Source organism: Bradyrhizobium sp. BRP22, assembly GCF_020194175.1.
In the GTDB taxonomy this organism is placed as follows: domain Bacteria; phylum Pseudomonadota; class Alphaproteobacteria; order Rhizobiales; family Xanthobacteraceae; genus Bradyrhizobium.
This window is the reverse complement of sequence record NZ_JADYVX010000013.1, coordinates 41097-61804: the sequence shown is the minus strand read 5'-3', so window position 1 is coordinate 61804 and position 20708 is coordinate 41097. Positions and strand designations below refer to the sequence as shown.

The 20708-nt window shown below is 58.7% G+C and carries 12 protein-coding genes and 1 pseudogene; 5 read left to right on the top strand and 8 right to left on the bottom strand.

Features of this window, described 5'->3' with window-relative positions; all coding sequences use genetic code 11:
* Positions 1–212: 212 nt before the first annotated feature.
* The 6 genes and pseudogenes from I6F35_RS18265 to I6F35_RS18240 all read right to left on the bottom strand — a co-directional run.
* Positions 213–329 (bottom strand): annotated as a pseudogene (locus tag I6F35_RS18265) (IS1595 family transposase); the annotation flags it as partial.
* A gap of 201 nt (positions 330–530) precedes the next feature.
* A complete protein-coding gene (locus tag I6F35_RS18260) occupies positions 531–698 on the bottom strand; it encodes a hypothetical protein (protein WP_225119073.1) in 168 nt (55 codons plus the stop codon).
* Positions 699–798: 100 nt separating this feature from the next.
* The gene (locus tag I6F35_RS18255) at positions 799–2367 is read right to left on the bottom strand and encodes a peptidase S10 (protein ID WP_208829603.1); all 1569 of its coding nucleotides are present in this window, start codon (positions 2365–2367) and stop codon (positions 799–801) included.
* Between the two features lie 1513 nt (positions 2368–3880).
* Positions 3881–4300: a hypothetical protein gene (locus I6F35_RS18250; protein WP_225119072.1), complete on the bottom strand. Its 420-nt coding sequence runs from the start codon at positions 4298–4300 to the stop codon at positions 3881–3883.
* Complete coding sequence (locus tag I6F35_RS18245) at positions 4297–4614, bottom strand: hypothetical protein (protein ID WP_208829604.1); 318 nt, start codon at positions 4612–4614, stop codon at positions 4297–4299. Before I6F35_RS18245 ends, I6F35_RS18250 begins: the two co-directional genes overlap by 4 nt.
* Before the next feature lie 1331 nt (positions 4615–5945).
* On the bottom strand, positions 5946–6809 hold the full coding sequence (locus I6F35_RS18240; protein ID WP_208829605.1) for a host specificity protein: 864 nt from the start codon (positions 6807–6809) through the stop codon (positions 5946–5948).
* A gap of 2625 nt (positions 6810–9434) precedes the next feature.
* On the opposite strand from I6F35_RS18240, the gene I6F35_RS18230 reads away from it, so the two are divergent.
* Complete coding sequence (locus I6F35_RS18230; RefSeq protein ID WP_225119071.1) at positions 9435–9845, top strand: hypothetical protein; 411 nt, start codon at positions 9435–9437, stop codon at positions 9843–9845.
* An 822-nt stretch (positions 9846–10667) separates the two neighbouring features.
* Here the strand turns inward: I6F35_RS18230 and I6F35_RS18225 are convergent.
* Complete coding sequence (locus I6F35_RS18225) at positions 10668–10886, bottom strand: hypothetical protein (protein WP_208829607.1); 219 nt, start codon at positions 10884–10886, stop codon at positions 10668–10670.
* A 1884-nt stretch (positions 10887–12770) separates the two neighbouring features.
* Here I6F35_RS18225 and I6F35_RS18220 point away from each other — a divergent pair.
* The 3 genes from I6F35_RS18220 (at position 12771) to I6F35_RS18210 (ending at position 16360) form a co-directional block, all read left to right on the top strand.
* On the top strand, positions 12771–14246 hold the full coding sequence (locus I6F35_RS18220; RefSeq protein ID WP_225119070.1) for a biotin carboxylase N-terminal domain-containing protein: 1476 nt from the start codon (positions 12771–12773) through the stop codon (positions 14244–14246).
* 103 nt (positions 14247–14349) lie between these two features.
* Positions 14350–14751 carry an acetyl-CoA carboxylase biotin carboxyl carrier protein subunit gene (locus I6F35_RS40520; protein WP_225119069.1) on the top strand — a complete coding sequence of 134 codons (402 nt, stop codon included), beginning with the start codon at positions 14350–14352 and terminating at the stop codon, positions 14749–14751.
* A 1-nt stretch (position 14752) separates the two neighbouring features.
* Positions 14753–16360 (top strand): carboxyl transferase domain-containing protein, encoded by a 1608-nt coding sequence (locus I6F35_RS18210; RefSeq protein ID WP_208829610.1) that lies wholly within the window; start codon positions 14753–14755, stop codon positions 16358–16360.
* Positions 16361–16666: 306 nt separating this feature from the next.
* Here the strand turns inward: I6F35_RS18210 and I6F35_RS18205 are convergent, their stop codons facing one another.
* Positions 16667–18412: an NEL-type E3 ubiquitin ligase domain-containing protein gene (locus tag I6F35_RS18205; RefSeq protein WP_208829611.1), complete on the bottom strand. Its 1746-nt coding sequence runs from the start codon at positions 18410–18412 to the stop codon at positions 16667–16669.
* Positions 18413–18838: 426 nt separating this feature from the next.
* Here I6F35_RS18205 and I6F35_RS18200 point away from each other — a divergent pair, with 426 nt between their 5' ends.
* Positions 18839–20665 (top strand): NEL-type E3 ubiquitin ligase domain-containing protein, encoded by a 1827-nt coding sequence (locus I6F35_RS18200; protein ID WP_225119068.1) that lies wholly within the window; start codon positions 18839–18841, stop codon positions 20663–20665.
* The last annotated feature ends 43 nt before the right edge of the window (positions 20666–20708 follow it).

The window sequence follows — 20708 nt, the reverse complement described above, 5'->3', positions numbered from 1 at the left end:
CAAGCGCCCGGTCTAGATTGCTCGTCCTGGCGCTTGCGTTCTTTACCTCGCGAATGAGCGGATATGCCCATGCATCCCGAGCTCCGGGAGGTTGGCGCCACTCTTTCGGGTCCAATATGAACTATGCGTCGCCCGAATAGGGTACGCGCTCAGTGAAGGCCTTACCGGAGCCTTATAGCCGCCTGCTTCCTGTGAGTCATCTTCCCTAGTCGTCAATAGGTAAGACTGTTGGCAACGATGGCTTTCAGCAGCCGCGCCGCACGATCTTTGTCGGTGAGACCGAGCGAAGCGCGCTTGTTGTAGCGGAAAGCAAATTCCGCCAGATAGCGCGCCTAAGATGCGGCTGACGTAGTGATACGTTCCGATGATGCCCCCCGGTCAGGGAGTGAGAAGTGACCTTCAACGTACTGGTTTGAGCGACGCCCGAAGTGTGATAGATCGCATAACGCAGTGCGTAATTTCGGATTAGGTCTTCCAGATTCATCTTTTTCTCGATAGAGGATTGTCTCCGCATCCATCAGGCGCCTGAATTAGAACATTGCGCGATTGCTTGCGAAATTCCGGCGGATGGCCGGCAACGAAGATTTAGCAATTGACCGATCAGCTCGCCCTTGCCGCTCTTTCCTGCGAAGCAGCGGAGGGATTTGCTCGACCAGCGCGTTGGCCACTTTCATCACCGCCTCCGCTTGCTTGCTCATTTTGCCCCGCGCCTCTTGCACTAATAAACGCTGATCTACCGTCGCGCAGAACGCGAGCTGGTTGTCACTTAGTTCGCCGCCGGCCTGATGAACACACGCCCTACTTCATCATCGCTTCGACCTCTGCGCGAAAGGCCTCGCGCGAAGCGTCGCGTGAATAGAACATGTGGCCGCCCGGGTAGACCACGAGCTTGATCCGCGGCGCCGAGGCAAAGGGCGGTAACTGATCGAGCGCCAGCTTCGAGCCGAAATAGGGTGTGACAATATCGAACAGGCCGTGCCCGACCAGCACGCTCATTTTCGCGTCAGTCGCAAGGATCTGGCGCAGCTCCGACAGCGACTGCGGAGGGCTGCCGTTGCCGAAATTCCAGGCCCGGTTCACCGCGTGGTTGAGCAGTTCATAGGAGCCGTCCGGCCGCCAGTTGAGCTTGCGCGTCAGGACATCGACGGCGGCACTCGTCAGCGGCGCGGCCAGTGCATCGCCCGACGGATCGCCGAAGCGGTGGCTATCGGAGTCCGGATAGGGATCGAGGCCGCGCACCGAGGCGTCATAACCGCCGGTCACCCTGCCGCTCTTGCGATCGAACTCGCGGCGAAATTCGCTGCGGTCAAAGCGCCCGGCAAACCGTCGGCTTACGGCCTTGTCGATGCCGGTCAAGGCGGCGACCTTGTCGGCGAGACGGTTGGTGGCCTCCTTGTCTGCCTCGCCGTTGACGAGGTCGGCCAAGAATTCGCCACGCGCGTAAGCTTCGACATCGGCGAGATCGGCGCGTTTGACCGCTTCCCTGCCCTCGCCCTTGGCTTCGCGGGCCACCGCGACAAAGGTTGGCAGCGTTGCGACATATCGCAGAAGGCTCGAGCCTGTGAACTCCCGATAGTCGAACAGCGGCGAAACCAGAATCAGGCCCTTCACGCCGACGCCCTGCTGCATCTGCAGATTGCGCACAACCTTCGGTCCGCGAATGCCGCCATAGCTTTCGCCCGCCACATATTTCGGCGAGGAGAGCCGCTCGTACTTCTCGAGCCAGCGGCGGATTACAAGCGCGATTGAACTGGCATCGCCATCGACCGAATAGAACCGCCTGCGCACATCCTCGCCCGACGCCACGAAGCGGCTATAGCCGGTACCGACGGGATCGATGAACACGAGGTCGGTGAAATCGAGCCAGGTCTCGGCGTTGGGCCGGACCTCGGGCGAGGCCGACGCCGTCACGGTTTCAGCGTCGATCGGCAGCCGCCATGGCCCGGCACTGCCGAACTGCAGCCAAGCAGAGGATGACCCGGGGCCGCCATTGAAGAGGAACGTCACCGGACGCGTGGCGCGATCTGTGCCGTCGAGCTGATAGGAGGTGTAGGCGATGTCGGCCTGCGGCTCGCCCTTGTCGTCGAACACGCGGATCGAGCCCGCGGTCGCGATGAAACGAAGCGTCCGCCCGGGCAGCTCCAGCGTGTGTTTGGTGGTGGAATCCGCCGGCAGACGATGCTGCTCGGCGGCTGATGGGGAAGTAGGCGCGCTGCCGCTGTGGGCGCCGGGCCCGCCCTTCTGGCCGGCCAGTGTCGGGGCGTCGGGGCGCGGCGGATCGTCGGCCCGCGCGCTCCCCATCAGGGCGCAGGCAAATAGGGCCAGTGCAAGAGGGGTGTGGCGCAGCGTGGTTAAATCGAATCGCATGGAGTTCTCCCGGCCCAGCCGCACTTTCTGTGAGCGGCCCGATTGAGCGATTTAAAGTTGCGGGACAGTCTCGGGTGGTTCTGCCTTTTGTTTGCACGAGGCGTATCTGCCAAACGGCTCTCCTCAGTTAGCTGAGAGCCCGCGAACGACAAACCTACTAAGTCTAGTAGTCGCCTCTATTCCTGAGGGCACGGGCCGCCTGTCGGCGGCACCGCCTGCGCAATGGCACAGATCTTACCCACGCACGCTGGCGCCGCCTGTCTCCGGCAAAGGGATCAACCAAAGGTCCGCGCCGGCCCGACTGAGCCTATGTCGAGCTAGGCGATCTCGAGGGGAGTGACTACGCGGATGAACCTTGCCCTGGATAGACGCGAGGCCTTCTGGTCCGCCGCAACATTGCCGATGGCGGCTTGGTATTTTACTCCACGCGATGCCAAGGCATGTCCATTCAAAAAGCTGTTGTCAGTGGAAGGCCATTGCTAGGCCATCGACGACAGCGTCGAAACGACCAAGAACGAGCTTGGTCTTGATCACAACGAAACTCGTCTTGCATGGCAGGCATCGCCATGTCTCACTCGTCGTGCTTGCCTTCGCCATAATCACGATCGTCCGTTCTCGGACCAACACCGCACTAAAAACGCGATCGCGGCCTCGGCCAAAACATCGTTCTTGATCCGCTGGTCGAATACGCATCCGGTGAGGCCATCACCCCACTGATACGGATTAGCCGCCAGTAGTTGAGGTCTGGTTGATCTACGGCCAAATTACTAGCGTGCTTCGATAGGTGCACTGTTCCGGTTGACCTCGAGACCGCCGCGGCTCGCGCGCATTCTCGATCTTCTAGCGCAATGCCCAAAGGCGGGCACAGCACCGAGAGCATGCCCGACTCATGGAGTGCCCCCTACGCAGGGTTGAACCAGGGTACCTCTTTCAACTCTCTTGCATTCGGAGATGCTCGTAGAAGATCTTCACGCGCCTCTCTCAGGAAGAAGGCCTCGCGCAACCAAGTACGCCCACGGCCATTATCTGCTCTCGCATGTGGGCCACTTCCATAGCCGAATGTCTTCAGCTTAGTTTGAAAGCGGTTTGGTTCGCCTCGCATCAACCGACTTCTCCAGTCGCACTGGCCACAAACGCCGCCTCACCTCAACCAGCAGCAATAGGCCACCGATGAGACTTATGACGGTCAGGGCCATCATCAAAAAGCACGCCACGCAGCACAACGCTGCTATGTCACACGCCGATCGCAACCAGCGCGGCACCCAATCGAGCCGTACCATATTCTCCATAGAACCAGACATATTTGTTTCGGTGGGTGATTCAGTGCTTACTGTCGATTGACGGGCCAACACTTAAGCAACCTACCTGACAATAGTCTGACGAGCGTCGCTCGGAGCGGATCTTGCTTTGCTTTTTCTCTGGCGCAAGTACGAGCTTACTCATCAGGCCGAAGATGTCTGGAGATGCTCACGTAAGGCTGCGGGCATCACTACACCTTCGCGGACCGCGGTTTTCACAAGATCGCTCTCATCCGTTCAAACAGGATTGCCGCTTCCGATGGTCCGAGCCCGACGACGCCCACAAAGCTCGTTGGTGGCATCGGAATTTCTTGACGAGTCGGCTTCCACAGATGCAGGCAATACCGGCTGTTATTCACGTATTGCGAATGAGGTGGGTGCAGCTGCATCACGCACTCCTCTTCATCCCAAAACAGGTCTTTGACGAAGCACATCTCTTCCCAGTTCGGACAACGTCTGGCTGTCGAGACGGAGACATGCTCCCACCCCGGGCGAACAAATCCGACTATCCTGAGTTTGCAGCCACAAGGCCCCTGAACAAAAAACAGGCCGCAGGGACCTGATCCCGGCGCGCTAGCGAATTCGCCATATCGCACGCGGCCAGCCTCAAGTTTTTCAAGAACTTGTGCTCTCACGTGCCCTCCTTTGCCTCGCGAATGGCTTTGAAATCGACGTAGACCACCTTGTTCTCTGGCTGCCTCGTCGCCTCCAGCCAGCGCTGCTGCGCAACGTCCGAGTGCCATGCTCGCCCGTGCATTGTCTGCTGAAATTGGAACAATCTGCTGAGCAAACCGTAGATGTACATCATCTCTCTTCTTCCGCTTCCGATCCCGGCAAGCACATGCAACCGGGCGCTCGGTTTTTCTTGAGTCGGTAAAGCACCTCCACCGGGAGACTGGGATAAGCTTTCCAAAGGATGCTTTCTAACCTGCAATTTTGGTTTGAACACCAGGCCTTTCCTTTTCTATCTCACCACATTCCTAGTCGTTCCCGCAGTATGCGCTGGAGCTCAGGCCGAGGGCTCGCCTGGCGACAAACCTGCGGACCTGCCGGCCGCACACCGACGCGAAACGGCTCCTCTCCACTAAACTCACGGCCAAGCGACGGAGCGAGCGGCGTGGAGGGCTACGTAAACGGCGATCGTCTCGAAGCTTGACCCCGTTCCGGTCAAGGCCATCGGATTAGGATTCTGATTGCCAATCGCGGCGAGATCGATCAGGGCCAAGGAGTTTTCGCACGTTCGCCCGGCATGTCGCGACCTGCACATGAATGTCAAATCGGCCCAGGCCTTCAGAAAGGCGGTTCGCTGTGCGACTTTCTATTGACTGATCTCACATCATCGCTGCTGTCAAGGAGGGGTATGCCAGGCGACACTTCACCATCATGCGCTTTGACACAATGGTTGGGGTTATCATCCGCGAACCGCCGATGTGGCTCCATCACGCGCGGATGTCTTTTCATCAATGCCATCGCTTTGCTTCTCAGATGCCCACCTCACCACCACAATGGGTCATGGTCTGTGCCGTCTTCGTCGATGATCGTCAGGCGGAAGTCCATAGCGCGCCGGCATAATGTCGTTGAAGCGGCAGATCGTATAGGCAACCGCGACGTTCGGCGTGGGCCGTTGCTCGGTCAGGAGGCGGCACACCTCTATAGATCGTCCGGCAAAGGCCCTGCAAGGATCGCGCAACTGGGCCGAATCGGCTCATCGTACGATTCAGGACGCGCCAACGAAAACAGCTGGAGCAGTCTCAGATCACTTCGTGACCGCGCGTGCAGGATTATGCTTTCACAAAAGCTCCCGGTTATCACCAAACGCCAGCTTGAATAGGCCTTCAACGATGATGAGAACAACGTCACGATCAACCACGGCAGGCATCAGGAATCGTTTGGTCACTTCGTCGAATTCTCGCTCGCGAACGTGTGCGGCCCTGCCAATCGGAACGGCCGCACCGACTAAGTCGGAGGCGAATTGGAAACCACATCCGCCCGAGGCGTCTTGACCGCGTTGCGCACGATGCCTGCGGAGCTCAGATCCCAAAGAGATTGCCAATGAGCCAAAAGGCAGCTCAGAGCAGCTGACTAGCGAGTCAAAGAGTTGCTCTGCCTGCAAATTCGGGAACCGCCGCCGCTTCTACTTTGTTTCTGCTCACGGCACCGCAACGGGAGCACACCCGCGCGCGGCGGGTGCTCCCGTTGCAGAGCGGCTTTCGCGCCGGTGCATGCAGGTATGAATCAGTCGGCCAGTTGGACCCAAGCTGCCCCCGGGCGCGGCGTCCGCTAACCGGTCCCCTGGCCTAAATTGAGCCGGTCGAAATACCAAGAAGGATCGTCCCCAGACGAATCCGTTTCAATGTATTCTTCGCCCGAATATTCGTCGACACTTCCCTCGTTTTCGTCATCGCTACTCTCAGCTTTCGAGAGATATAGGCGAGGCTTGTCCGCGCGCTGCCATTTTCCTTCCTCGTTCAGCGTCCACTTGTCGGGATGCTGCCTAGGGTCAAGCACATATTCATTGTCACCCACGTAAACAAAGCCCCTCTGCTCCAGACGGGGCGTCACCTCATCCGTGGCAGGACGCGACATGATTAATGCCCGCTTTCCGTCGAGCTGAAGTTGATGTTCGAGCAGAATATCGCCTGCGCTCTCAACGAGCGGATGAGTAACGCGGAGAGCGACAACGGACGAGACGTGTTTTCGCCCAGGAAAGTGCTGCTCCCACGCCTCCCCTTCCATGCGACGTCGACCTTCGGTCTTTAGAAGCCCGACACTCCTCTCACCCAACTGATAACTGAAATATCGCGCCTGGTCCGAGTCCTCTACGGTGGACGCCGCTCTGGCCACCATCGCTGTGCGTCCAGCTTTTTCGGAAACGAAATCCGAGTACTCTAGCGGATTATCGGCTATGTGCTTGATGTCGTTGCCATAGAAATTTCTCAGTTCTTCCCTGAACGACTCCCTGTCGATCTCATCGATGGGAGGTTGTGAAACCATGGAGTACGGCCGTGCCGCCCCCGAGGATGAACCAGGCGCCGTGTCTGCAAGCGTTTCGGTAAACCTCCGGCTATCTGCTGACAGCTCTGATTCATCGGCTTGGCTCGCGCTTGGAAATTGGCTGGAAGAACCAGTGATTCTGTTATACACGAGGTTCGCTCTCCTATCGCAAAAGTTGCACGGTACTGGCCTGCTCGAGACCTGTGGACAGTGATAGGCGGGCGAGCTGACAATAACCTGACGCACAGAGGGGGCGCATCAGCCTAGCCCCAAGGTGCTCACGCTTTGCAAGGCGAGGGGCAGTGCATCTCCCCCGCTCCTACCCTTGGTATTGCCGCGGCCCACCATCACAACACTGTTTTACTTGTGCAGTACTCCAATCGAGGACATCGGAGTTCACCTACCGATGATGCGGCCCCTCGCTTGCTGATTTCAAGGCGATGCAGAACATGCGGCCGCGGACTTTGGAGGAGTAGGGTACGTCGAGCCGCTGCTCTATCGTGCTTGCATTCGTTACAGCGCGTCCGCCCGGCCGTTCAGGGATGGAAACGCGGATCTTTGAGGAGATCCGACGCGTAACCTGCGTTTCGTTACAGTCCGCCATCGCTTGGCGGTTTCGCATAATCGATGGCCATGCGGGCCACGTGCCGCCGATGACAGCACTAACCGATGATGGAACGATCATGCGCAACACGCATAGCCGGCGTGAGATGCTGCTGATACGCCTGTGGCGTCCGAGATTCAGGGGCGCACATTCAGAGTGCAGGGCATGGTTCAGCTCGATCGCCAATTGTTGTCCCGAGACATCCCGTCTCGGCCGCTCCGTCAGCAGTCTCGGGCAACACCTCGCATCAGTTGGTAACAAGTACGAGCCCGTTGGTCAGGTTGACTCCGCTTCGAGCGTCTGGCGCAGGTGTTACCCAGAGCATGAGGAAAGACGCTGCGATCAGCGCCATAAATCCACTTGCCGCGTACACCCTCATGCCCTGGTCGCACGCATTGAGCGGAAGGGAGTAGTCGGAAAGACAATGACCGCTAGGATTGCGCGTTCCTCGCTGCGTCTCATATCTGCCTTTAGACGCATTTTGGCAGGAACTGCGCTACGCGCGGTTCATTTAAAGCGGAGTTGGGCGAAACGGTTCGATCGCAGAACGTCATTCCAGTTATCAGACCTACGACCGCTTATTCAATTAAAGTCCGGGCTGAAGAAGGACGGACAGATGAACCGAGCGCAAGACTAGATTGTCGCCACGTGAAGACGCACAAGGCGGCGGCGAGAAGCTCGCCTGGCATGGCACGCTTGTTGCTAACCATACATCGGCTCTACCGCGCGGCGATAGTGGGGCACCAGTTCGAATGAAGGCGAACGCCGAAGAAAGCCCTGTGGGGGCACAGCTCCGTTTTGAGTTTTCGGTCCCAATCATAAAACCGCAAGATGGGCCTTGATAGCGCGTTGAGCCAAAGAGGTCCCACTCTTTTCATCTCCATTGCTTGGATGGAAATCGATCCTGCCATTTCGGCCATTGATCGCGATCTCGATGCGCCGCGCGCTTATCCGGCAGCGGGGGCGGACATCGAGTGGCCTAGACGGGAGCCCGTTGTAGACCTCCATGGGACAGCGTGGTCATCGCTTTTGCAGGCCCGCAATCTACGCTACATGAGATTCGAGCTATTCAGCTCGGTTCGCAACTGCGATGGACGCTGATTGTGACTCTCGGGTATTTGGCCGTTGCACAGAATCCTTTCGCGCCTGAGATTCCCTCACCCACGCGAGCTGCAGTAGGCGGAGGGACCGGAGGCACCCACCTGTTCTCCTCCTGTTCGATAGGTGAACGAAGCCGCGGCCTGTCCCAATCGTCCCAGCAACCCGCGCATGCGACTGAGACATCAATCCGAGTGCGGTCGTACTCCTCTCCTTTGCCAGGAATTTCGCGAGCTCTCAAATCAGATCCGCGATGCGGTAGAACCTGGTTAAGCGTAAATGTTTGCCCCCATCGGCAAGCATGAGTGTGGCGGAGCTCGATCTGCGCCTATATCAAGATTCTTGCTTCACAGATGCACTCGCAGAATCTAGCCGCGCAGCAATACCCAAACCTGCATTCGGGGGGCCCGCCCCACGGTGGTCGCGGAGACACTTTTCAGTATGTGGATGGAATGCCAGGCACTTAGATGCAAGTTCGTGCATCGCTCAAGCGGCACCTATGCACGTGCGCCTGAGTGAGACCGGAAGAAGCAGCGCCGACTAACATGCCGCGAGTTGCGCGAGTGAGTCGATACTGGTGAGGGTGCGGAGGGACGGACTTCTTCAGACGATCTGAGGGCGAGCCGGTGGCGAAATGACGGCGCTGAACATGGCTAGCTGGATGCGCCGCAAGTGCGAACCCATTGTTGCCGCCTTGGCGGCACCAGAAGCGATTGGCGTCCCTTGCCCTCCTATTGTTACCACCTCGTGTCCGGTTGAGGACATTGATGGCAGGAATTCGACCACCGCAGCGAAATCATTCCACGCGCACCGCGGCAAACAACGGGCCTTTCTCTCATAAGGGTCGCTTAGAGCACTTTTCGCGTACGGCACACAGATTGCTGAGTGAAAGGTACCGCAGTTAAGCGTCGGCCGTTGGTCAATGAAATAGAAATTCACAATGAAACTTGCTCGATTGACCCTGATCAATGCAGTGCTGAAGCTCGCTTGTAGCTGTACAATTGGCGGACCTCATGTGGCGGTCGCCGTCAACTTGCCAAGCAGATAGCGGCACCATCAAGCGGAGGCCGGTCATGAGGGACTTTGAGCTAGGGCGCGAATGGATAATGGCACAGCCACATCAAACAAAGCGCGGCATTTCAATCTCAGCTGAACAAGGCGCGACCCTGGTAGTCGGCCAGGCCGACGATCGGGCTCGCCAGGCTCAGAGCCAACTCCCATTGGCATCGAGACACAGTTCACTTCGCTTGGCGATCTTCGAATGCCGCGACCCAAATCAACTTGCACAGCACAAGGATGGCGCACGGATGAGGCACTGGTGCAAACCAAAACCTCGCGTGATTGAAGGCGGTAAAGCCGATCGCCCATTGCGTCCGGATGCTTCGCAGTCGCGGATAAGATGGAATTTTTGGCCGCTTGCGGCGATGCTGGTCAGCGCACTCCTCTGGGCCGGTATCTTCTGGGCCGTCTACGTGTTCTCATGAGCGTGCCAAAGCAGCCAAGCTGGTGCCACAAGACTTAGGCGCGCCGGTTTAGTGGTGACATTTTCGCGGATTTCGTTCATGGGCGGCGGCCGTTTGGGCAGCGAATATAGGAGAGGTCGCCCATCCTGTAGCAGGAAAGACAGGCAACCAAACAGCTAAGTGAGCTGTTCTGGAAATTCGCGCACGCGATTCAATTCGGCGAATGCGACCGCGCGATCTAGCGTATGCAAGTTGACGACGCGCTCTCCACATACCTCGGGACGTGGTTGCCCACGCCAGGACCGCCAAGAGCCTTTGTTGTTACACGCGCGCCAGCTACATAACGTCCCCCTTTTCTCGACGTCGAACGGCAGCGCGGTCTCGGCCTATCGGACCAGCCTCTATGTCCGACTTAGCCCCGGTGAATGTGGCCGAGCGTCGACGCTGAAACAGCGCGAAGCCCGACGCACACTGCCGGGCATGAGGTGCGTCGGGCTGTTGGGGCATGGCGCGGCACCTGGCCGTGTCTAGCCCCCATAACCTCCTGCAAATGATATGCCACACAAAGGGGCCGACGATCGGCCCCGAGTCCGCCGGTGCTACGGCCGCACGGATGTTCATTTGGTCGGGTGCCAAGTATGGGCCGTCTTCTCCGGTCGTGGGTTGCGTTGCGCTTCTGATCGACATTGATCAAAATCGCCGGCCCGACGATCTCTGGAATCGATGTCGCGGAGCCTTCGTTCACGCGACCTACGGCGGGACTTTGATGTCCGAACGGATTAGCCCGGCCCAAAGAACCAACCTAGAGAGGTAGCTGAGGATTCGTCTAGGAGCGGCGAAGCATCAGACACTGCGTTTAGTATCGGCGTCGCCATCGCTTTTGAGCGTCGGCCATTCCTCTGCGCGTCGGGCTAGCTTGTCATATTCCTCGGCGACCTTAAGAAGCCTGTCTTTGGGTTTGCCTTCAGACAACGAGGCCGCTTTAGTCCGCGTCGCTTCCGCACGAGATCGCCAGAATTTCGGATCGTAGAACGGATCTTTCGGTTTCATGCGGATGAGCATGCATTTTCTTCTTCAAAAAAATACGACGCCAGCCCTCCGTACCATTACGTAGGTCGCAATCTCGCAAAATTTGCAAGTTCGGTCCTATGGCCACCTGTCAGCCCAACAAAAGCCGCCAGTCACGATCCCGGAAGCGATAGTTCGCACCTGCATTCACGAAAAAGCCGGGAAAGAGGTTTGGTCGTTGCGCTTTGCGCCCATGGAATTGAGGCGTTTGATTTCGGCCGGGCGCGGGAGTTTCGGATGTGCTTGTCTTGTCTATGCCGTTCATTCACCTCGCTGAGAAAGGGTTTTCTCATGCGCCGTACACACTCCCCGGCCAGCCGGTGCTCCAGCACGAGAACCTCGGCGAGCTCCTTCGGCGAAAGCCGCGCCGGGTCAAGTTTCTTTGGAATGTGTCGACGACAGCATTTCACGCCATCCACGGCATGTCGCTCGCGAGCTGCTATGGCTCTCGCCGCTTGGCCGACTAGGATCGCAAGCCACTCGAATATTTAGATCTCCAACTTGCCGGCTTGGACCGAGCAGCCCTACTGGAGTTGTCGTGTCCATTACGCGACGACTGCCGGCCGAGATCGGAATGACACTAAGAATTTTCGAGCGCGAGTGAAAGCGCTACTTCTGATTGGCGCCAGATGGACGTTAGGCGCGCGAGTTTGGATATATCCACACGAGCAAGTCCTCGAAGGGCTTGAATCGTACGTAGCGTTAGATTGTACGACTAAGGCAGGTGGCGCCCCGCTGCGGCCATCTGATCGCTTCCTGCAAGGTGATGAGAATTGCGAATGTCTCAAACTCTTAAGCTCACGCGGCAAGCGTCCGTCCCGATCCTCGAGCACTCCTCCGAACGCGAAGTGACCTATGGACCGCATGGAGTGATGGTGGAGTTGCGGGCGGACAAGGCCAACATTTCGCGGCTAAAGCGAAATGGCCTCGCAACGAGGTTGTTCGACCCCCAAAGAGGCACAATGCCGATCTCCGCTGCCGCGTGCGCCGCGCCTCACAAGAGGTGGAATGCAGATCACAAGACCACACATGTGGGTGATCCCCGGCCGCAGACCACGACTTGTCCGCCCTCACCGATCAGGTGCAGCTTCAGGTCGGCTCGGACGGAGCTGACTTCCGAAATTTCTCCCGCTCCCTTATGTCTTACCGCTAGCGTGACCTCTTTCGCCTGAGAACCGCAATGTGTGTTTCGCCTGTATCGACCGGGCTCGGCGTCATCGGCCGCCTCGAGTTCTGAGCCGAGGCCAGGTTGCCGCAGATTGCTGTACGTAGTGGCTAATCAAGCACCAGTGCGATAGGCGCGCACAGACGCAAGAGCGGCTCCGGTGACCGTTCCTGCCCGTTCCCGGTAGACAGGCCATGTTGCGCGTGGCGCGGGAAGAACAATACCGCAGGGTGTATCGACTTGACGAGGGTATCGTGAATCAAAAGCAGCAAACGCACAGGTCCTGGCTCTTCAACTCACATCGCTGTGCAAGCGTGCCTGTTGTGGCTGTTGCGACGACAATAGCTCTATGCACCGAACAGGCGGAGGCGCGAGATCGGCCAGCGACGGCGGAGGAGCGAGAAGCCTGCACACCGGACGTGTTTCGCCTTGTAGCCACATACCTGATACGGACGCCATCGCCGCCTGTCTCAGAGCCAAATTCTTCAGCTTGAGCGACAAATGTCGCTACGTGATGTCAGTTCGCGAGTCTGTGAGAAGAGGAGGCTCGAAATGAGCCACGGCCAGTAGAGCCGGAGCCCCGCGTTCGGGACTCGCGTCCGGGGGCTTCCGGGATCGCCTCGGTTTCACATCATGACAGTGGAATGGGCGCGGGCAACACGAATCGCGCCCAAGTGAAGGAGCCTTGGACGTTTATTTGGATGAATAGGCGAATGCGTGAATTACCCTTCGACACCATTCTGATCGCCAATAGAGGCGAGATCGCCGTACGACTTATCAATACGGTGCGCAAGCTGGGGCTTCGCTCGGCAGTTGTCTACCACGATGCGGATGCGGGAGCGCCGGCCGTCTCTATGGCCGATATAGCTATTGCCATTAGCGGTCGCACGCCGACCGCTGCCTATCTCGATGTCGCGCAAATCATCGCTGCCGCCCGCAAGGCCAGGGCCGGCGCTCTCCATCCGGGCTATGGATTTCTCTCTGAGAATGCGGAGTTCGCCAGGGCCGTGATTGAGGCAGGGATTGCGTTCATAGGGCCCACGCCCGACAGCATAGAACTGATGGGCGATAAAATCCGGGCCCGCAACTTCGTTCAGCGGAACGGCTTTCAGGTCGGACTTTCGGCCATCGAAGAAGACGATCCAGAGACCTTCACAGCCAGGGCGCGCGCTGTTGGAGCTCCTTTGCTGGTGAAACCGTCGGCCGGCGGTGGCGGCAAGGGCATGCGCATCGTGCGCGATCTCGATACCCTGGAGGACGCGATTGCGCAGGCGCGTAGCGAGGGCCAGAAGTATTTCGGGGACGGCCGGCTTTACGTCGAAAGATATGTCGAGAACCCGCGGCATATCGAAGTGCAGGTGCTGGGCGATTGCTTCGGAAACGTCGTCCATCTCTTCGAACGGGAGTGTTCGGTGCAGCGCCGGTTCCAGAAGATCATCGAAGAGACCCCCTCGCCCGCACTGTCATCGGAGCTGCGGACACGGATCTGCGAAACTGCCGTCAGCATTGCGCGTGCCGCCAACTATCGAAACGCAGGAACAGTCGAATTTGTCTTCGGCGGTGGGGAGTTCTATTTTCTGGAGATGAATACGCGCCTGCAGGTCGAGCACACTGTGACCGAAATGATCACCGGGATCGATCTTGTCGCTCAACAGATCTATGTCGCCGCAGGCCACCAACTTGGATTTTCGCAGTCCGATGTCGTCTCGAAGGGACACGCGATCGAGGCTAGGCTGTGCGCGGAAGCTCCGGAACGCGGCTACATTCCGACAACTGGTAAGATACTCATGCTCCGGTACCCGGACGGCGACGGCGTACGGGTCGACAGCGGCATTTTGCAGGGCCAGCAGATCACGACGGCATTCGATCCCATGCTTGCAAAGATCATCGTGCATTCGCCGACACGCGTTGAAGCTGCGATGAAAGCTCATCGCGCGATGCGGAACCTGGTGCTTCTCGGCTGCGAGACAAACGCAAGCTTCCTCGCGCGTATCCTCCGCGACGAGACATTTCTTAGCGGACAGCTCCATACAGGATATCTTGAGGAGAATCCGCACATCGCATCGGGCGAATCTGCGTCCGATTTGTTGGCCTTTCTCGCCACAGCCGCTCTGCTGACGAGACCGGTGCGCGAATCGGCAGATGCCGTGCCAGAGCTTCACGCAGCGCTGGGGAGCTGGAGAAACTGACGTGAGACACTGCTTTGAAGTTGACGGCGTAGATTATGAGCTATCGCTTTCACGGTGTCAGCAGGGCTATCGCCTCCGCTTACGCAACAAAGTAATTGTCCCAGTGGCGTTCTCCCAGGAAGGGGAAAGTTGCGGCGTCCTTACCATCGCTGGCGAAAGCGAACCGGTCCAGTTCGCGATCGACGGCGATATGATTCATGTGCATATCCGCGGCAGGACGCGCAGTTTGCATTACCGCGACCCATTGAGAACGCTTGCTTGCGCGAATGATGAGACAGATCATCTCGTGGCTCGTGCTCCAATGCCAGGCGTCGTCGTCACGACTAACGTTTCGCCTGGCCAACCCGTTCCGGCAGGCACGGTGCTGATGAAAATCGAGAGCATGAAATTGGAAACACTGATACGCTCTCCACAGAACGGCGTGATCGAGCAAATTCACTTCCAAGAAGGCGAGAGCTTTGAGCGAGGCGCTGCGCTGGTCACGCTCTCCGAGGAAGGGCGCTAGGATGCAGCGGATCGCTTCTGTGGCGGATACCAGATCGCAACAATTTCGCCTCAACGAACTCCACAATAGACGACTTGCGGCCGAATTGAAGGAACGACAGCGTGTCGCCCGTTTCGAACGTCCCGAACGGGACCTTGAACGGCTGCGTCGGCAAAACAAGCTGTTTGTTCGTGATCGGATCGACGCTTTGCTCGATCCGGAAACTCCGTTCCTCGAGCTTTCGACACTAGCCGCCAACAAGGCTTACGACGGCGAGGTGCCTGGGGCAGCACAGGTCGTCGGCATCGGGATCGTAGCGGGTCACGAGGTCGTGGTTCACGCGGATGACGCCAGCGTAAAGGGCGGCGCCTGGTACCCGCTGTCCGTCAAGAAGATCGTTCGGGCCTTGGACATAGCAATCGAAAACCGTCTGCCCGTGGTTCATCTGTGCGACTGTGCCGGCGGATTCTTGCCTTTGCAGGCCGAGTTCTTCGCCGATCGGTACTATGCGGGTCGGATCTTCCGCAATCAGTCCATTCTCTCGAAGCTGGGAGTGCCACAAGTCGCAATCGCGATGGGCCATTGCACCGCGGGAGGGGCGTACGTCCCGGCGCTTAGCGACTACAACGTTATCGTGGAGGGAACGGGAGCGATTTTTTTAGGAGGACCCCCGGTCGTAAAAGCGGCCACGGGCGAGACAGTATCCGTGGAAGAGCTTGGTGGGGCTCATATGCATACCAGCGTGTCTGGGACCAGTGACTATTTCGCAACCTCCGAGATGCACGCAATTGCTATCGCTCGGGACATCGTCGCTCGCTTCAATCGTCCTACGAAAGCCTCAATCGATCGAGTCCCTCCTGAGCCGCCCGCTTACGATGCGTCTGAGCTCTACGGCATCATTCCCAGTGATCCTCGCGTGCAGTTCGACATGCGAGAGATCATCGCCCGTCTGGTCGATGGCAGCCGATTCCACGAATACCAGCCACGCTATGGCGAGTCTCTAGTGTGCGGCTTTGCACGGCTTTATGGATATCAGATCGGGATTCTCGCAAACAATGGTGTCCTGGTCAGCGACAGTGCGCTGAAGGGCGCTCACTTTGTCCAATTGTGCGACAAGAACCGGACACCCCTGCTCTTCCTGCAGAACATCACCGGCTTCATGGTTGGCCGCGATTACGAAAGGCGTGGCATCACTAAGGATGGCGCCAAGCTGATCATGGCCGTGTCTGGAGCATCGGTGCCCAAGTTCACAGTCGTTTGCAACGGCTCCCACGGAGCGGGAACGTTCGCGATGGCCGGACGCGCTTTCGATCCCCGCTTTATGTTCACCTGGCCGCAGGCTCAGATTTCTGCGATGGGTGCGGAGCAAGCCGCAGGCGTGCTAACCCATGTCAAGGCAAGACAATTGGCCCGCGCGGGGGGGCGCCTATCTGAGCAGGAGTTGCTAGCAATTCGAGAGCCGATTGTCGAAGAGTATCGGGAACGATCAAGCGCCTACTATGCGACCTCCGAAATCTGGGACGACGGTATTCTCGATCCCATCGATACCAGAAACGCGCTCGCAATCGTCCTGAGCGCCTCGCTTAATACTCCCATTGAAGCGCCGCATTACGGCGTCTTCAGAATGTAGCGATCGGATCAGGCGCAAGGCCTTGATCATGCCCATCTTTCGATCTGGCTTGCTTTCAAATCAGTGGCTACATCCAACTCCACACTAGCGGAAAGGAAGACAAGCGAAACGCATCACTTTCGCCGCGGCACTGCTCGCGCTCACAAGCGCGGCGCACGCCGGCCCTAAACCCGAAGCCAGCGCCGGCTTGTCGTCCAATCTCGGGACCGAGCCAAGGCAAGCGCGCACGACCTCACCTGCATCAGGTTTGGCCGGGGTAGAGCTACAGAGCAATGAAACATATCTCTGCTGGAGTCTTGGGAAGTCTCATTGTTCGATGCCACGCGTCCCAAGCACCCGGTGCATGACCTCGCGTTTGATCTCGCCAGCGATTTCGTTTCGGACTTGGGCTCCGAGCACCCGCTCGGCATCCGGGTCGCCCAGCAGACCACGCTCGGCCAGTCGCCGATCCAAGCGGCTTTGAAACTCTTCGCCCATGGCTTCGACCAGCCGGTCTTGCATCGATGCATGTTCGTTCGGAGCGATGCGCCTCAGCACCGTCTCCCAGGGTTGCCAGCGGGCTGCCATGTAATCGGTGAACTGGTTCGCTTCCCGCTCCCGGACCAGGTCCAGCGCCCGCGCCGCGTCATCCTCGCTTACGTGAGAGACCGCCAGGAAGCGCATGTCAGGGGCGACGTGACTGAGCTCGAGCGGCTCGCGCAGCCGATGTTGGTAGGCCAGGTAGACTTCTATGTCGTCTACGTTCGGGTCGTCGCTGACGAGCAAGTTGACCCTATCGCGCGCGATCTCATCCAGCGCCTCCAAGCGGAACGCAATACGGCCGCGCTGGATCAGTTCGCCAAGCCGATTGTCATATACCCCGCCCTCGACGTCAGCGTTGAGGCGCGCGGTCTGCATACCGTTCCAGTGCAGGGTAACACGATCCTCGCAGCTGGCGTTGGCCTCGGAAGCCTGTGCAAAGAACTGCTCGCGCAATCGCGGATTGGCCGCCGCCTGCCGCAGATCATCAGCCACTGCCTGCCGAAACGCGTCATTGCCGTAGTTCACGCTGCCTCGTAGTCTCTCCAGGAACTGTGCGTAGTCCTGGGCGCCTGGCTCATCCGCAAAGTGCTGCCACTCGGCCAGCGTGGCCGGATCGTCTGCGAGCCACTGTGCGGCAGCCTCATATAGAGATTGCTGCGCAAGCTGCGGTGGCGCTTCAGCCGCCGCCAGATGAGCGAGGACGTCGTCCGGCAGCGGGTTATCCCCGAACTCGAGGTTCTCCAGATGCGGGTAGTTGAGACTAAGATTCGGTACAAGCCCCTCAAGAAGACCCTCAGGCAGGCTGGTCAGCCGGTTACCGCTAAGATTAAGCGATTGGAGCGTGCTCGGAAGAGGGTCGGGGAGGTTGGCCAATTGATTGCTGCTGACATCGAGTTCAATGAGCCACGATGGGAGAGACTCGGGGAGGTCGGTCAGCTGATTGCCACTAACCGCGAGCGAGGTGAGCGCGCTCGGGAGAGCGTCGGGCAGCCTAGTTAGTCGATTGTCGTTTGCGTTTAGGATCTCGAGCCCAGCCGGAAGGTTGGCCGGCAGACTGGTCAAGCTGTTATCGGCCACCTCCAGCCGAGAGAGGGTCGCCGGAAGAGCGTCCGGCAAACTGATCAAGCGATTGTGGCTAATGAGAAGATGCTGAAGACCGGGTGGGAACGTATCTGGCAGGCTAGTTAGCTCGTTGTGCCTGGCGCGCAGTTCCAGCAACCTTGGCGGCAGGGCGGCGGGCAAAGCGGTCAGGGAGAGGGAGGACAAATCCAGCGAATGCGAGCCCGTGTTGTCCGAAGCCCTAATTCGTGTGCGCCCCTGTCGCCGATTCTCGGCTTCGCCCTGCCCCTCCTCGGCAACCCAGTTGTCCAGGATCTGCGCGCGCGCGGAGGCTGGGGTCCGATACCCTGTCAAGGCTTCGACCAAATCCGCCACGGCTCGGCTGAAGCCGCTGAGGTAACTTTCCTGCTCCCCCTCTTCAGAAGGGGCCGAGGAAGACCCTGCACTCCACTGTGCCTGTCCTGTGTTCATCAATTTCTCCATCGTCAGAACAAGAATACCCCCGCTTCTCAAGGTCGCGAAGCAGGTGGTTGCGCGGCGTATTGGCCATTCGAGAGCCAGTGCACGTGCGCTGCGGCTTCCGTCCCGACTCAAGCCGGTGTAGGTTCACGCGAGTCGCACCGCGGCAAATCGATCGATACTGCTGCGAGCTTTCTGCCATTTCGTTGACCTGATAAGTCCGCAGGACCGTCAACGTGGCAGCGTTCTGCCGTTAGCAGGCCTAGCTGTCGATCAGCTGACGAGTGTCGCTGCAGAACCCCAGGTTGCTCGTTTTGCCACCGGTGAGCGAAGCCACCTTCCGGCGATAGGTCTTGTCAGCTTATCGAAAGCTAAGTGTCTTAGACGCTACGACGTGTCGTCGTGGACTGAGTCTGCTCAGTCTCGTAAGGGGGCGGGATGGATCCTTTTGAGGCAGGACAGATTCAGCGCGGCAGTGGCGTCCCCTCAGCATCTTCCGAACAAGAGAGCCGGGAAAACGAGGCCGCGGCGCAGTGGGACGGAGTCGTGATGGGCTGTGCAGCAAACTCGGCGGATTCAGCTCATGCGGAGGGGGACGAAGACGAGGCGCTTGAGCATTGGGCTGCTGAACCGGAGGTGGGCCCGCTCGAGGATCGGGAAGAAGCGGTAAGGCGAGTGAATGCGCGGGGAGAGGCCACGAGACTGGATCTCGAATCGCTATTCCTTACTAGTCTGCCGAGACTTCCGACCGGAATCCTCGTGCTCGATGTGCCCTTCAATCGGCTTACAACTCTGCCCAATAGCCTGCCTGCTTCGCTTCAGCGTCTCGACGTTAGGGGCAATCAGCTGACCAGCCTGCCCGCGCTTCCGACCGAGCTCAGAGGCCTCGACGCGAGCTCCAACCGGCTAAGGAGTCTGCCTGAGGCCCTACCTGCTGCGCTCCAGTTTCTCGACCTCCGCCACAATCAGTTGCCGAATCTGCCGGAGGTCCTCCCTGCTACGCTCCAGTTTCTCCACGCGAGCCACAATCAGTTCACGAGTCTGCCGGAGGTCCTCCCTGCTTCGCTCCAGTTTCTCGACGTCAGCCAAAACCAATTGACGGGTCTGCCGGAGGCCCTCCCTGCTTCGCTCCAGTTTCTCGATGTCAGCGAAAACCAGTTGACGAGTCTGCCCGAGGCCCTGCTGACGCAGTTGGGCGCTGGGGCCAGCATAGTTCTGACTGAAAATCCGCTACCTGAGCAGGTGCTGACGAACGTGGATACAGTCATAAGCGCCGAGGGGTATGTCGGTCCGACCGTCCACCTTTCGCGCGACGACGAAAGTGAACTGTCCGAGACAGACGATGGCCAGGCCGATGCGCTTACCGAAACTGTCGCCGCCTGGCTCAGGGACAATCCGAAGGAGGGCGATCGGGAGGTCCTGGCTGCTTGGCAGACCTTTGCAGAAGAGCCGGGCGCCCGGGAATACGCGCTTTTCCTCGACAAGCTGTTCGAGTCCGTCAACTCTAGCAATGAAGAATTCCGGCATTCGGTGGCCAATGATCTGCGACAGGCGACGAAAAATCCGCAATTGCGTGCGCAGTACTTTCAACTGGCCCTCGACGCCAATCAGAGCTGCGAGGATCGCAGAACCTTGACTTGGAACGGTATGCAAACCGCACGTCTCATCGCAGACATCGAGAACGGCGTCTATGACAATAAGGCACGGCTTCCTGATCTCGTCGATCTTGGGCGGGTCATGTTCCGCCTCGACGCGCTGGAGGGGATCGCGCGCGAGAAGGCTCACTCGCTTAGCTCCGTCTACAACGCCGAGGACATCGACGCCATTGAAGTCTATCTCGCTTATCAGAACAAGCTGCGCGAGCGGCTCGGACTGCAACACGTCGCGCCGGACATGCGCTACTTTGATGTCTCCGGCGTCACCGACGCTGACCTTGACACTGCAGAGACATCGGTGCGGAATAAGGAGGCGGCGGAATTCGCCAACTATTTGGCGATGGACTGGCAACCTTGGGATGATGTGGTGCGTCGCATCGCACCTGAAGACCATGCTACGATGCAGGATCAACTCATTGACGCAATGGGGGATCAGTTCGACAGGCGACTGGAGCAGCAGCTCGCCAATAAGGGCCTGACCGGGATTGAATCTGATCTCGTCGAAGATGCCAGGCGAGAGTTGGGTGCTGAGGTCCGCAAGGAAATCGCCCGCGAGATCAAAGGCGCTCTAAGAGATAAGGTGCTCAATGATCACGGCCTCAAGCTGTGAAGCGACCTTTGATTACAGGAAACTATCAATTCCTGCTTCAGTT

What these genes read in the sequence shown, in the direction of transcription:
- I6F35_RS18220 (WP_225119070.1), top strand. Translation starts at nt 12,771, where the DNA reads ATGCGTGAATTACCCTTCGACACCATTCTGATCGCCAATAGAGGCGAG.
- I6F35_RS18255 (WP_208829603.1), bottom strand. Translation starts at nt 2,367, where the DNA reads ATGCGATTCGATTTAACCACGCTGCGCCACACCCCTCTTGCACTGGCC.
- I6F35_RS18260 (WP_225119073.1), bottom strand. Translation starts at nt 698, where the DNA reads ATGAGCAAGCAAGCGGAGGCGGTGATGAAAGTGGCCAACGCGCTGGTC.
- I6F35_RS18200 (WP_225119068.1), top strand. Translation starts at nt 18,839, where the DNA reads ATGGATCCTTTTGAGGCAGGACAGATTCAGCGCGGCAGTGGCGTCCCC.
- I6F35_RS18230 (WP_225119071.1), top strand. Translation starts at nt 9,435, where the DNA reads ATGAGGGACTTTGAGCTAGGGCGCGAATGGATAATGGCACAGCCACAT.
- I6F35_RS18225 (WP_208829607.1), bottom strand. Translation starts at nt 10,886, where the DNA reads ATGCTCATCCGCATGAAACCGAAAGATCCGTTCTACGATCCGAAATTC.
- I6F35_RS18205 (WP_208829611.1), bottom strand. Translation starts at nt 18,412, where the DNA reads ATGAACACAGGACAGGCACAGTGGAGTGCAGGGTCTTCCTCGGCCCCT.
- I6F35_RS18210 (WP_208829610.1), top strand. Translation starts at nt 14,753, where the DNA reads ATGCAGCGGATCGCTTCTGTGGCGGATACCAGATCGCAACAATTTCGC.